11 protein-coding genes are annotated in these 12,662 nt (G+C 53.4%); 2 read left to right on the forward strand and 9 right to left on the reverse strand.

Annotated features, from left to right (window positions below):
- On the reverse strand, window positions 1–1,128 hold the full coding sequence (locus L1P05_RS00350) for a glycosyltransferase family 4 protein (RefSeq protein ID WP_012846955.1): 1,128 nt from the start codon (window positions 1,126–1,128) through the stop codon (window positions 1–3).
- Window positions 1,125–2,201, reverse strand: coding sequence for a putative lipopolysaccharide heptosyltransferase III (rfaQ, locus tag L1P05_RS00355; RefSeq protein WP_012846956.1), 1,077 nt, complete (start codon window positions 2,199–2,201; stop codon window positions 1,125–1,127). The genes L1P05_RS00350 and rfaQ overlap by 4 nt, the downstream gene beginning before the upstream one ends.
- A 132-nt stretch (window positions 2,202–2,333) precedes the next feature.
- Between rfaQ and L1P05_RS00360 the strand changes: the two genes are divergently transcribed.
- Window positions 2,334–3,305, forward strand: a complete 972-nt coding sequence (locus L1P05_RS00360) for a polysaccharide deacetylase family protein (protein WP_012846957.1) — start codon at window positions 2,334–2,336, stop codon at window positions 3,303–3,305.
- 85 nt (window positions 3,306–3,390) lie between these two features.
- Here L1P05_RS00360 and L1P05_RS00365 read toward each other — a convergent pair whose 3' ends face one another.
- The 7 genes from L1P05_RS00365 to rfaD all read right to left on the reverse strand — a co-directional run bounded on the left by L1P05_RS00365 (window position 3,391) and on the right by rfaD (window position 11,168).
- Window positions 3,391–4,566 (reverse strand): glycosyltransferase family 4 protein, encoded by a 1,176-nt coding sequence (locus L1P05_RS00365; RefSeq protein ID WP_231941980.1) that lies wholly within the window; start codon window positions 4,564–4,566, stop codon window positions 3,391–3,393.
- Between the two features lie 242 nt (window positions 4,567–4,808).
- A complete protein-coding gene (locus tag L1P05_RS00370) occupies window positions 4,809–5,915 on the reverse strand; it encodes a glycosyltransferase family 4 protein (RefSeq protein WP_012846959.1) in 1,107 nt (368 codons plus the stop codon).
- Window positions 5,916–5,918: 3 nt separating this feature from the next.
- Window positions 5,919–7,076: a glycosyltransferase gene (locus L1P05_RS00375; RefSeq protein WP_012846960.1), complete on the reverse strand. Its 1,158-nt coding sequence runs from the start codon at window positions 7,074–7,076 to the stop codon at window positions 5,919–5,921.
- 1 nt (window position 7,077) lies between these two features.
- On the reverse strand, window positions 7,078–8,211 hold the full coding sequence (locus L1P05_RS00380; RefSeq protein ID WP_012846961.1) for an O-antigen ligase family protein: 1,134 nt from the start codon (window positions 8,209–8,211) through the stop codon (window positions 7,078–7,080).
- A complete protein-coding gene (gene rfaC / locus L1P05_RS00385) occupies window positions 8,201–9,166 on the reverse strand; it encodes a lipopolysaccharide heptosyltransferase RfaC (protein WP_012846962.1) in 966 nt (321 codons plus the stop codon). The genes L1P05_RS00380 and rfaC overlap by 11 nt, the downstream gene beginning before the upstream one ends.
- On the reverse strand, window positions 9,154–10,215 hold the full coding sequence (rfaF, locus tag L1P05_RS00390) for an ADP-heptose--LPS heptosyltransferase RfaF (RefSeq protein WP_012846963.1): 1,062 nt from the start codon (window positions 10,213–10,215) through the stop codon (window positions 9,154–9,156). The genes rfaC and rfaF overlap by 13 nt, the downstream gene beginning before the upstream one ends.
- 23 nt (window positions 10,216–10,238) lie before the next feature.
- Window positions 10,239–11,168 carry an ADP-glyceromanno-heptose 6-epimerase gene (gene rfaD / locus L1P05_RS00395; RefSeq protein WP_012846964.1) on the reverse strand — a complete coding sequence of 310 codons (930 nt, stop codon included), beginning with the start codon at window positions 11,166–11,168 and terminating at the stop codon, window positions 10,239–10,241.
- A 290-nt stretch (window positions 11,169–11,458) separates the two neighbouring features.
- Here rfaD and L1P05_RS00400 point away from each other — a divergent pair, with 290 nt between their 5' ends.
- Window positions 11,459–12,655 carry a glycine C-acetyltransferase gene (locus L1P05_RS00400; RefSeq protein ID WP_012846965.1) on the forward strand — a complete coding sequence of 399 codons (1,197 nt, stop codon included), beginning with the start codon at window positions 11,459–11,461 and terminating at the stop codon, window positions 12,653–12,655.
- Window positions 12,656–12,662 lie beyond the last annotated feature (7 nt).

A 12,662-nucleotide genomic window follows, 5' to 3' on the forward strand; every position in this document is an offset into this window, starting at 1 on the left:
TTACTTCACCAGTTGTCGGTACAGCCCAATAAGCTGCGCAGAAAGGCGCTCGGCGGTGCATTCCATAATACGCTCCCGGGCCAACCTGCCTGCGTGAGAGCCCAGCGCCTGAGCGGGTAGCGCCATGGCCGCATCGCGTAGCGCGGCAATATCCAGCGCATCGCAAACGTAGCCGTTATCGCCGCTGCGGATAAACTCGGCACCGCCGCAGCCTGTGCTGGTGATCACCGGCAGACCGCAGGCCATCGCCTCTAGAATCACGTTAGGGAAGGGATCGTACAGCGTTGGCAGCAGCAGCCCGTCGGCCATTTGGTAAAACGGCAGCGTTTCCGGCTGCATTCCCAGAAAGCGCACGCGCTGAGCGCAGCCCAGCGTATTTGCCAGCGCGCGGTAGCGGGCTTCTTCTTTATCTTTACCGACAACTAACAGGTAGCGCTCCGTGGGGGCGATCGCCTCTATCGCGGCCCGTAGCCCCTTGCGCTCAAAGCCTGAACCGACATAGATCAGGCAGGAGGCGCTCTGCGGTATTTGCCAGCGACGACGCAGTGCGGCGCGCTGCGCCTCATCCGGAGGCAGGAAGCGGTGGTGATCGATGGCATTGTAGATGACGTGGATTTTGCTTTCCGGCACGCCAAAGTCTGCGATGATCTCCTGTTTAATCATGTCCGCGTTACAGATAACGGCGCGCAGCTCAGGCGCCTGATACATGGCCTGCTCTGCGTTCATGACATAGCGATGATAGCGATCGTGCCACAGCATGCGGGCTTTCCAGCCGGGAAGGATCCGCGCGCGCTGCGTCAGCCAGCGCTGATGTACGCCGTCGCCGGCGCGATAGAGATCGCAGCCGGGGATACGCTCGTGGCTCTGTACGAGATCGAAGCGCTGTTGCTGCCAAAGCGTGCGGGCCGCATGGGCAAAGCCACGCTCGCGGCTGATGCGCCCCCATTTCCAGGGATTGCACAGGTGGATATGCCAGGCTGGTTTGACGGGGCCCTGCCACTGACGCGTGATAACGTTCAGCTCAATGTCATGGCTGTCCAGCGCCTCCAGCGCCCGTGAGACAAAGCGCTCTGCGCCGCCGTCGGGGCGGTATTTTTGCCGGACTAATGCCAATCTGAATTGGGTCATTCAAGTAACCTCTTTGCCGCCGCGATCACTGCGCTGCTGGGGATTAAATCGAGGTAACGCTCCGCTGTTTGGGTATCGATAGCATCCGGATCGGGGAGGGTGCCAAAATCGCCGGCCCAGATAACATCGCCGCGGGCCTGCCATGGGCGCCAAAAGACGAGCTTTGAGGGGCCAAACAATGCGACAAGCGGCGTCTGTAGCGCAGCGGCCATATGCATGGGAACGGAGTCTACGCCGATAAATAGGCGGGCATGATCAATAATGGCCGCCAGCTGGCGTAGCGTTAGCTGTCCTGCCAAGCTGGTCACCTGCGCCGTTGGACACCCCTGCATAATGGCATCGATCATCGCTCGTTCTCGAGCATCCGGCCCGGAGGTGAGCAAAATAGGGTAGCCCGCCTGAGAGAGAGCATTAATGACCTCGCTCATGCGCGCCTCTTGCCAGCACTTAAAGAACCAGCGAGAGGTCGGCTGAATGACAACGTATCCCGCCTGCCATGCCGTAGGAATGAGCGCGCTTGCGCTTTGCCAATCCTGCTCGCTATATCCCATGGTGACGCGGCTATCGTCATCGGCGAGCCCGAGCGGCGCCAGAATCGAGAGGTTTTGCTCTACGGTATGCTGCTTTCCGTGCTCTGCCGTACTGGCGAGATGTGTATGGCTGGTTCGCCAGAGCGGGTGACGGCGCTTGGTAAAGTCAAACCCGATACGCACCGGTGCGGCGCTCAGCGCCGTGACGATGGCGCTGCGCCACTGATCGGCGAGGTTGACGACCAGATCGTATCGCTGCGCGCGCAGCGTACGCAGCAGGCGCCACTCTTGGCTTAGCTGATGGCGCACGCCCTGTTTTTTCCACTGACGATCAATGCAATAGAGCTGATGGATATCCTGATTAGCCGACAACATATCCCGGGTTTCTGCATACAACAGAACGTCTATCTGCGCCGAGGGATAGTGCCGTTTCAGCGTGCTGATAACCGGCGTGACCAAGAGCATATCGCCGTGGTGGCGTAGCTTGATCACCAAAATACGCTGCGGAGAAAACGCGGCGGGGAGCGTCGAATTGGATACCATTCTTTTGCCTTTGACTGCGGTTGACGCTCGATTTTAGAGGATTAGCGGGGCGGGGAGAAGCGTGGTAGCGGTTTTATATTAATTGTTCTACCATGGACAAAAGAATGGGCTTTAAGAAGAAGACGTATCAGTATGAGCCATCCTGCATTTATCATTACCATCGACACCGAAGGCGATAATCTGTGGCAAAACCACGATCGGATTACGACAGAGAATGCCCGCTATTTGCCTCGATTCCAGCAGCTGTGTGAGAAATATGGTTTTAAGCCGGTCTATCTGACCAATTATGAAATGGCCAGCGATCCGGTTTATGTTGAATTCGCCCAGGATGTGATCGCCCGGGGATGCGGTGAGGTAGGGATGCACCTGCATGCTTGGAATAGTCCGCCGGAGATCCCGCTGACGGATAATGACTGGGCCAATAAACCTTATCTAATTGAATATCCTGCTGAGGTAATCCAACAAAAAGTGGATTACATGACGCACCTGCTGGAGGATACCTTCCAGACAAAAATGGTGAGCCATCGCGCGGGTCGCTGGGCGATGAATGCCTTTTATTTGCAGCTGCTGTTGGCGCATGGTTATCAGGTCGATTGCTCGGTCACGCCGCGCGTTGATTGGCGTGGTGCCCGCGGTGCGCCGCAGGGAAACGGCGGTAGTGACTACAGCGGCTATCCGGATAACGCCTATTTTGTGGACGCCGATGATTTACGCCGTGAGGGCACCTCCACGCTGTTGGAAGTGCCGATGAGTACCCGGTTGAAGCATGCTCCGCTGTTTAATCACCTGCGCGGTGCCTATGATCGCCTACGGGGTAAGCGGCGTCCGGCGTCGGTTCAGTGGCTGCGTCCGCGCGGTGGCAACCTGCAGGAGATGCAGCGGGTAGCGGAGTATCACCTATCCCAAGGGCGTGATTATGTAGAGTTTATGCTGCACTCCTCTGAATTTATGCCCGGAGGAAGCCCGACGTTTCGCAATGAGCAGGATATCGAGCGGCTGTATCACGATCTGGAGGCGTTGTTTGACTGGCTGGCGCCTCAGGTGATGGGGCAGACGCTGGCGGAGTATTATCAGATAAAACGTGGTCAGCGTCCGGCGATGTAATTTCGTTTGGGCGCATGCGAAGACGCTGTATTGCAGGGGGGGAGACGAATGTCTTCCCCCTTTGTTTTTTAACGAACGATAGGCGTTAGTCGTGCGGGCGGGGGGGCGCCAGCGTGAGCAGACGTTGACATAGCGCCTGCGCGAGGTCGTTAAAACGTCGGCTGGCGGCGGCGTATTCGCGGGCGCCGTCGCTCAATTGTTGGTAGGTTTCCGGGTTGTTATAGAGATCTTCAATGCTATCCGCGAGCTGCTCGGGTGACAGGATTAACGGCGGGGTTAGTCGATCCTGCACCGGGTCGTAGACCAACGGTGAAAAATCGGTGGAGGCGGCGCTGATGTGGGCATACTGCTCGACCGAGAGCGTCGGGGTGAGGCAGAGACCGGTCTGCTGGTGGCGAACGGTTTCCGGCAGACCATCGATATTACTGGTGATCGTCGGGATCCCATAGGTTCCAGCCTCTAGCGCGGTGAGCGATGCGGTTTCATGCATGGAGGGGCAGATGTAGAGATCCAGCTTGGCGTAAAATGCCTCCATATCAGAGACAAAGCCTAATAATGTCGTTTCTTTTTCCACGCCAAGCGCCGTGCGTAGATGCTGTAGATAGTCCGCCTCTTTGCCTTCTCCCGCGATATAGCAATGATGCGGTATGCCACGCTGCTGTAGTACCTGGGACGTCAGCAGCAGCAGTCCGAGACACTTGAGCGGCACCCATCGTCCTGCGCTGCCAAAGATAATCGGTTGCCCGCGATGGCGCGCTGGCTTCGGCGTGGCGTGCGCCGGTAGGCTGCGTGGGGCATTTAGCTCCACGGCGATCGGCTGCGTGATATGGTGTTTAAGCTCCAGCATACGTTTGCAGGCGTGAGATACGGCCAGGCAATGCGTCACCTGGGCAAAGAAACGCTGCGGTAGCGTCGGCGTGTGCTGATACCATGACATGCCGTGCTCATAGTAGACGACCGGGCAGCGTAGGTAGCGTGCTGTTCGTGAGCCGGAGAGATGCCATTCCGTAAATTGGTTCCAGATCAATACAATATCCGGAGCAGAGTCCCGGATCAGCCGCAGTCGATTCCAGGCGCGAAAGAGCTTTGGGCGGTTGGGCAGGCTAAATGATCCACAGCGTTTAATCGTCTGGATGCTGACCTGCTGCAGGCCCTGTAGGCGTGGGCGCAGGGCGTTGGCAATACCGCTGTGCTCCATTATCAGCGTGTGTTGAATATGCGGATAGGCCTGCGTGGCATAGCGCAGAAAATCGCAAAACATGGTTTCAACGCCGCCCACTTTACGCAGGTCAATCAAGTGGATGAGACGGAATGTCTTAGCCTGGCTGTCAGTCATTTATTAAGTGAAATTAATTAATAATGACGCCATGCTATCATTAAAAAAATGAAGAGTCTCGCATGCTTTTTGGGGCACAAAATTATGTTTGTGGCAAAGTGAGCAATAATAATAGCCTGTGGAGATAGTGCGTCTCCCCCTCTGGATATATCCAAGAGGGGAAGCGATTATTGGTGCAGCGTCGCCTGGTAGAATTTAACCATCTCTTTGATCATATAATCAAAAGTCATATATTGCAGCGCGTGTTGATAGGCGTTTTCACGGAGCTGCGCGCGTAGCGGGGGCTGTTCAATCAGTCGACAGACGGCGTCCGCCAACGCCTTTGCATCATGGGGAGGGCAGAGCAGACCGGTTTGCTCGTGGGCGATCATTTCCGGCAGTCCCCCGGTCGTCGTTGCGACGACATTTTTCTTCATCAAAAAGGCTTGGGAAACTAAACGAGTCTGCGCCTCTGTAGCGACCGAGGCGACGACAACAATATCTGCAATAGCCAGATAGTTCTCAATATCATTATGGTAGCCGAGAAAACGGATCTGTTTATCGACATAGGGCTGTGCGAGCTCAAGAACCTGTCGTTTAAAGTCCGCGGTCTGGCTTGTGGCCTCGCCAACCTGGATGCAGGTGATTGGTACTCCTTTATCCAGCAGTTGCTTACATGCTTCCACATAATAGTTTTGCCCTTTATCAGGGCGGATCATCCCGATATTCGCGATAACCAGGCTATCGGCAGCGATGCCCAGACGGGCCCGTAGCTGCTGTGCATCGTGCTCGGGGGAGAAGCGCTGCGGATCGACGCCAGCGGGAGCAACCAGCGTTTTATCTTTATTCGGGATCCCCTGCGTCTCCAGCATTTCCTGGATTTTTTTTGCTGTAGTAATAATGCCGTGGTTACCATGGCGCCATACCAATCCATGGAGTCCGCTCATTTTTATTGGGTCGGTGACATGACGAGAGCGGATAACTTTGACACCGGTAAGCAGCTTGACCAATGCGCCATAGACGGCGTCCCGGCTTCCATGACAATCAAGAATATCGATGCGCTGAGCACGGATAAATTTTAATAATGGCGCCAATGTCTTGGGATGAACGGAACCTCGTACGCGAATCGCAAACGTTGGCAGATTTTTCTCCTGGGCTTTAGCCAGGATGGCCGAGCCTGGGCGGGCAATGATCCAGGTCGGATAGCCGTTTTGGTTTAGCCATTCAGCCTGCTCTACGATCCGTAGCTCTTGACCACCCCAGTCCATGGAGGTTTCAAAGTGGGCGATATTCATTATCTAAAAATTCCTAACTATTTTAATGAGATTTTCCTCAAAGGTTTTATCATCAAAGAGTTCTTTGGCTCGATGTCTCGAGTTTTTTTTGTAATCATCTACTCCATGAAGATAAATTTCAATTATTTTATCTGCTGCATCCTTGGGGCTTAATAAGCGTGGAGGGCCAATGGTATCATTTTCTGGATAGTAGATATCTTTTTGAAATGGTAGAGACATGCCTGTTTTTTTGCAATAGTCTTCCATGCTCAGCGTAGGCGAAATACAGAAGCCAGTATGTCCATTGCTAATTATTTCAGGCTGCCCATCAATATTTGCCGAAATGATAGGGATACCAAATGACATTGCTTCAATGCAGGACAAACTGCATGTTTCATGTGCAGATGTGCTTATGTAAACATCAATGTGCTTATAAAAATCGTTAAGATTATCGAGAAAACCAATTGTTTTTATTGATTTTTTTAAGTTTTTTTTGTCGATTAAGCTGGCTAATGCCGATTCCTCCTCACCTGTTCCTGCAATAATAAAATTGAAGTTAAACCCTCGTAGGGCTGTCTCTTCTGCAATCAGGGGAAGTAATCCAAGTGCTTTTAATGGTGAGAAGCGTGCTGCGCAACCGATAGTAAAGGTTTTTTTCTTCTCGTCAGCGATGATGCTGTCTCGCGATTCAACACTAGTTCTGTTTAATATCACAGATATATCACAGCGATGCTCGAATTTATTTTCCAATATTTTTTTAGAAGCTTGTGATACGCAAATGCAGCCATCGATTCTTTTGAAAAAATCAATGGTCTTTTTGTTTTTTTCAACCTCCCATACAGCACCATGGTCATAATATATCGCTTTGATTGAGTCAGGTTTGTCTTCAAGGGAGACAATTTGATTCCAGATAACAACATGACTTGGGTTTATTTTTTTTATTTTATTCCAGAGCGCTTTTTTTCTTATAAATGATGGGATCTGGATAGCCGCTGACTGAATGGCTCGATTGCAGAAAATAATTGAATTAGCATGTTCATTAAATCGTTTGTTGAGGGAGTTAGCCGTGTTTATAATAACCCAGTTATGTTCTTTTCCATTAATAACATAGTCTAAAATAAGACGCTCAACGCCACCGAAATCGCGAAGATTAACCAAGTGAACAATGCTTTTTTCTGCCATGTTATACTTGCTCCGATGATATCTTGCTCATTGGGATAGCTAAGAATAGCGGTAGCCATAAAACTAGCCATATCTCGCGCGGATGATAAATATATAGATATCCTTGGGTTGATGAGAATATTAGCGAAATTAAAATAAATGCTATAGGATATCTATTTTCATTGAAGACTTTTATTGCCGCGAAGAAGATATTTAAAATATAAGAAAAAAACAGGATGACGCCAATGATGCCAGAATAGTAGAGCATGCTCATGAAGACACTGTGAGCATTATTGTAAGTAAAATTCCGAGGCTTGAAATAATGAGCGAATGTATCATTGTAGCCAAAGCCAAGCCATGGATGATGTTCGCTAACTTGTTGGATGGTATATAGCCAAGTAAAAATTCTTGGCGTAGGCGCGCCATTGACGGCGTCACGAGTAAAAATACTTGGATAGACAGTATGAATTAGAAATATAATTGCCAAAATAGTCACTAATGATATTATGGCTGATCTTTTGCTTTTTATAAAAAGCACCATGAGAGATATGGCTAAAGCAATGATTGGTGTTCTGCTCTGGCTTAATATCACGCCAGCTAATAAAACGATGCCAGCAATAACATATGGGGCTTTATTCTTTTCATGTTGATAGAGATAACAGCAAAAGATTATTGCTAAGCATAGTATCCCCGCATAGTCTATGGTATTAGAGGGGCCGAGGATTGGATAGAATCTATCGTATAAGTTATACTTTGAATAAAAAAGAAAGCCATTTATTATAACAAATATAGAACATGTTGCCACATAGGACTTAAAGAGAATGTTTTTGAAAAAAAGTGTGCCTCTCAGCTCATAAATTATAGATGAGAAGATGAAAATATATACGGCGTGCTGTATATAGCGCGATGTATCTTTGCTGTGATCTGACCAATATGTTGATATGGCGCTTAATAGAAGAAATGCACCAAGTAATAAACTTGCTTTATTAAATATGTTTTTCCTTTCGCGAATGCACCATACGATAAATAATGCAAACGAAACATAATAAATATTGCTAACTATATTATTATCATCACTAATTGATAGTAGTGAAATAAATGCGCAAAATAATGCTGAAATATATATAGGTAGCTTATCTATGAAATTAGTTTTCATTTTTTAAGTACTCAACGACGGCTAACGATGGCAGAGCATCAAGAGAGTGTGTCGGTTCAATAATTTCCAGCTGGTTTTTCCCATATCCGCCGATAAGTCCCGGATCGGTGGGGCCATACAGGGTGATATTGGGGCGATCCAAGGCTGCCGCCAGATGGCTGAGGCCGGTATCGACAGAGATCACCTGGCTGGCGCCGGCTAATACGGTGGCGACGTCGGACAGCGCCATTTTAGGCAGAACGTCAACGTGGGGGAAGCCCTCCGCGAGACGCAGGGCGCGCTGATGCTCATGTTCGGCGCCCCAGGGCAGCTTGATTCGCTGCGTCGTATGGCGGCCAACCCAGGCAATCAGCTCACGCCAGTGCGCCTCTGGCCAGTGTTTCTCATCACGGGTGGTGGCATGCAGGAACACCATGTATTGGCCAGCATCCATGGGGAGCTGTTGGGTGAAATGACGGGCGATGGCGTAGTCGCCGCGCTGCGCAGGCAGGGGATAGCCCAGGCTCTGCGCAACCAGCTGGCGGGTTCTTTCCACCGCATGCTGATCGCGGGCAACGCGATGGCGCCGGTCGTAAAACAGGCTGGCCAGCGGCTCTCGGGCGCTGCGGCGATCGAATCCGTGACGGGTACCGAGGGCATTGTGGGTGACCAGCAGTGCACTTTTAAGCAGTCCCTGTGCGTCGATAACCGCATCATAGCGCTCCTGACGCAGCTGTTGCTTAAACGTGCGCCACTCCTGACGGGTTTGGGCGCTGAGCAGGTTTTTGCGCCAGCGCCGGATTGCGACCGGAATCACGCGATCGACCGCCGCGTGCCAAGAGGGGATCTGGGCAAAGCCCTCTTCGACCACCCAGTCTACGCAAAGTCCCGGTATCGCCTGCTGCGCATCGGTCAGCGCCGGCAGCGTGTGGATGACATCTCCCATGGAGGAGGTTTTGACCATCAGGATACGCACCCGCTCTCCTTCTCATCATGCAGCAGCGCCTGCAGCGTCTGTTCAACCCGATCCGGCGTAATGTCGATCAGGCTCTGGTGGTATCCGGTTTCTCCCTCGCCGCGGCGGACCTTGTGGTAGCCGCTAATCAGCCGGATTACCCGGGCATGTTGGCTCAGCGGCGGAGTAAAGTCTGGGCTGCTTGGTCCGTACAGGGCAACCAGCGGTTTGTCGAGCGCGGCGGCGATGTGCATCAGCCCTGAGTCGTTGCTGACGATGGCCTGGCAGGCAGCGATCAGCGCGACGGCTTGATCCAGCGAGGTATGTCCAGCCAGATTCAGACAGTATTCGCGACTCTCTTCGTCCAGCGTCCGGCGGATCTCCTCACCGGCATCGGTGTCTTTGGCCGAGCCAAAGAGCGCGATCTGATACCCTTGTCCGATCAGACGCTGGGCCAGGGCGGCATAGTGGTAATGGGGCCAGCGTTTGGCCGGGCCAAACTCCGCACCGGGGCAAAAGCCGATCACCGGGCGGTGATCCGTCAGATTAAAGGCGGCGGCGGTTTCGGCGATCTCTTCGTCGCGTACCTGCAGCGCAGGCCACAGTAACGGCTGCGGCAGATCCGCGGCACGACGTATCTGCGTCGCTGGGTAAGCCAGCGCCGCGTAGCGTTCGACCATCAGTGGAAATGCCGACTTATCCAGCTGGCGCAGATCGTTCAGCAGGCCATAGCGCAGCTCCCCTTTCCAACCGGTGCGTACAGGGATGCGGGCAAAGAAGGGGATCAGCGCTGATTTAAAGGAGTTGGGCAGCACATAGGCCCGATCGTACTCCCGCTCCCGCAGCTGTCGACCCAGACGATAGCGTTCGCCCAGCCCCAGCGTACCGTGCCCCAGCGGCATAGGAATCGCCTGATGTACCTCCGGCATACGCTCCAGAAGCGGACGGCACCAGTTGGGTGCCATCACGTCGATTTCTGCCTCGGGATACGTCGCCTTCAGGGTGCGGTACAGGCTTTGTGACATCATCATGTCGCCTACCCACGACGGGCCGATAACCAGTATTTTCATACCGTGAGAAATTCCTTACTGTATTAGGGCTTACGGTTCAGCCATTCCATATATTCACGCACGCCCTGTGCTACGGTCTTAAACGGACGGCTGTAGCCGGCCGCGCGCAGCTGGGTGGTATCCGCCTGGGTGAAGGCCTGGTAGCGCCCTTTGAGTTTGTCCGGGAACGGAATATAGGTCACGCTGCCTTTCTGGTGATACGCCACGACGGCGTCAGCGACGGCCTGGAAAGACTCGGCGTTGCCGGTGCCGCAGTTAAAGATCCCGGAGACGCCGTTTTCCCAAAACCACAGGTTAACGTCCGCAACATCGCCCACATAGATGAAGTCGCGTCTAAAGTTCTCGCTGCCTTCAAACAGTTTAGGCTGTTCTCCGTTGTTGATTTGGGTATTCAGATGGAAGGCAACGCTGGCCATACCGCCTTTATGACCTTCACGCGGGCCATAGACATTGAAATAGCGGAAGCCACAGATCTGAGACTCGGCATGGGGCAGGATGCGGCGCACATACTGGTCAAACAGGAATTTGGAGTAGCCATATACGTTCAGCGGACCTTCGTAGCGGCGATCCTCCACAAATTTGTCCGTCATGCCATAGGTTGCGGCGGAAGAGGCATACAGGAAGGGGATCTGACGCTCCAGGCAGAAGTGCAGCAGCTCTTTGGAGTACTGGTAGTTGTTATCCATGACGTACTTGCCATCCCACTCGGTGGTGGAAGAGCAGGCGCCTTCGTGGAATACCGCGTCGATATCGCCAAAGTCATCGCCAGCAACGATGCCGGCAATGAAATCCTCTTTGTCCATATAGTCGGTGATATCCAGGTCGACCAGGTTCACAAACTTTGTGCCGTCCTTGAGGTTATCAACCACCAGAATGTCGGTATAGCCTTTATCGTTCAGTGCCTTAACGATGTTGCTGCCGATCATACCGGCGCCGCCAGTGACAATAATCATGAGGTTTACCTTTCGATGAGCTAACGGGAGCGCTCGAATGCGCTACAGATGGCGTCATCATAGCATTTCATGGCGCAGCAAGCAGCGTCGGGGGCGCAGTTGTTAACCAAAAAGCGTGCGCGAGACGGTGTACGCCCGCGGGATGGACGTACTTTGTGACGTATTCTCACTTGCCGCGCGCCATGACGTGATAGATGCTGCATTTCTAGCATTATAAAGGTTGCAAACTCGTTTCAATACTGTTCCAGCAGTAAGATGTCCTCGCGAACCCGGAACCTAGGAGAGAACCCATGTCTGCGGATTTTTACCAGCAGCTGGCGCAGCAGCTCGTTGCGACGCGTGCTGAAGGGCTGTACAAGAACGAACGGATCATCACCTCCGCCCAGCAGGCGGAGATTGCCGTGGCTGACGGTAGCCGCGTACTGAACTTTTGCGCCAATAACTACCTTGGGCTGGCCGATCATCCGGCGCTGATCGCGGCCGCCAAGGCGGGGATGGACTCACACGGTTTCGGTATGGCCTCGGTGCGCTTCATCTGCGGCACCCAGGACAGCCATAAGGCGCTAGAGCAGCAGCTGGCGGACTTTCTCGGCATGGAGGATGCCATACTTTACTCCTCCTGCTTTGATGCTAACGGCGGACTGTTTGAAACGCTGCTGGGGCCGGAGGATGCCATTATTTCCGATGCGCTGAATCACGCGTCGATCATCGACGGAGTTCGCCTGTGCAAGGCGCGGCGCTACCGCTATGCCAATAATGATATGGCCGAGCTAAAGGCGCGTCTGGAGCTGGCTCGGGCCGAGGGCGCTCGCCATATCATGATCGCTACCGACGGGGTGTTCTCCATGGATGGCGTGATCGCCGATCTGAGGTCGATTTGCGATCTGGCGGATGAGTATGATGCCCTGGTGATGGTGGACGACTCGCACGCCGTCGGGTTTGTCGGTGCCCATGGGCGGGGAACGCCGGAGTACTGCGGCGTGATGGGGCGCGTCGATATTATTACCGGCACCCTGGGCAAGGCTCTGGGCGGCGCCTCCGGCGGCTATACCGCGGCCCGTAAAGAGGTGGTCGAATGGCTGCGTCAGCGTTCGCGGCCGTACCTGTTCTCCAACTCGCTGGCGCCGGCCATCGTCGCCGCCTCGTCTCAGGTGCTGACCCTGCTGGCTCAGGGGGACGATTTGCGTGCTCGCCTATGGGATAACGCCCGCCTGTTCCGTGAAAAGATGACCGCCGCCGGTTTTACCTTGGCCGGCGCCGATCACGCCATTATTCCGGTGATGCTGGGGGAGGCGAAGCTGGCGCAGCGCTTCGCCGATCTGCTGCTGCAAGAGGGGATCTATGTGACCGGGTTCTTCTATCCGGTGGTGCCGCAGGGACAGGCCCGTATTCGCACCCAGATGTCGGCAGCCCATACGCCTGCGCAGATTGAACAGGCCGTAGCCGCCTTTATTCGCGTTGGTAAACAGCTTGGCGTCATTGCCTAGGGGACTG

The sequence above is a fragment of the Edwardsiella piscicida genome (genome assembly GCF_021733145.1).
Classification (GTDB): Bacteria; Pseudomonadota; Gammaproteobacteria; order Enterobacterales; family Enterobacteriaceae; genus Edwardsiella; species Edwardsiella piscicida.

What these genes read in the sequence shown, in the direction of transcription:
- L1P05_RS00350 (WP_012846955.1), bottom strand. Translation starts at nt 1,128, where the DNA reads ATGACCCAATTCAGATTGGCATTAGTCCGGCAAAAATACCGCCCCGAC.
- rfaQ (WP_012846956.1), bottom strand. Translation starts at nt 2,201, where the DNA reads ATGGTATCCAATTCGACGCTCCCCGCCGCGTTTTCTCCGCAGCGTATT.
- L1P05_RS00360 (WP_012846957.1), top strand. Translation starts at nt 2,334, where the DNA reads ATGAGCCATCCTGCATTTATCATTACCATCGACACCGAAGGCGATAAT.
- L1P05_RS00365 (WP_231941980.1), bottom strand. Translation starts at nt 4,566, where the DNA reads ATGTTTTGCGATTTTCTGCGCTATGCCACGCAGGCCTATCCGCATATT.
- L1P05_RS00370 (WP_012846959.1), bottom strand. Translation starts at nt 5,915, where the DNA reads ATGAATATCGCCCACTTTGAAACCTCCATGGACTGGGGTGGTCAAGAG.
- L1P05_RS00375 (WP_012846960.1), bottom strand. Translation starts at nt 7,076, where the DNA reads ATGGCAGAAAAAAGCATTGTTCACTTGGTTAATCTTCGCGATTTCGGT.
- L1P05_RS00380 (WP_012846961.1), bottom strand. Translation starts at nt 8,211, where the DNA reads ATGAAAACTAATTTCATAGATAAGCTACCTATATATATTTCAGCATTA.
- rfaF (WP_012846963.1), bottom strand. Translation starts at nt 10,215, where the DNA reads ATGAAAATACTGGTTATCGGCCCGTCGTGGGTAGGCGACATGATGATG.
- rfaD (WP_012846964.1), bottom strand. Translation starts at nt 11,168, where the DNA reads ATGATTATTGTCACTGGCGGCGCCGGTATGATCGGCAGCAACATCGTT.
- L1P05_RS00400 (WP_012846965.1), top strand. Translation starts at nt 11,459, where the DNA reads ATGTCTGCGGATTTTTACCAGCAGCTGGCGCAGCAGCTCGTTGCGACG.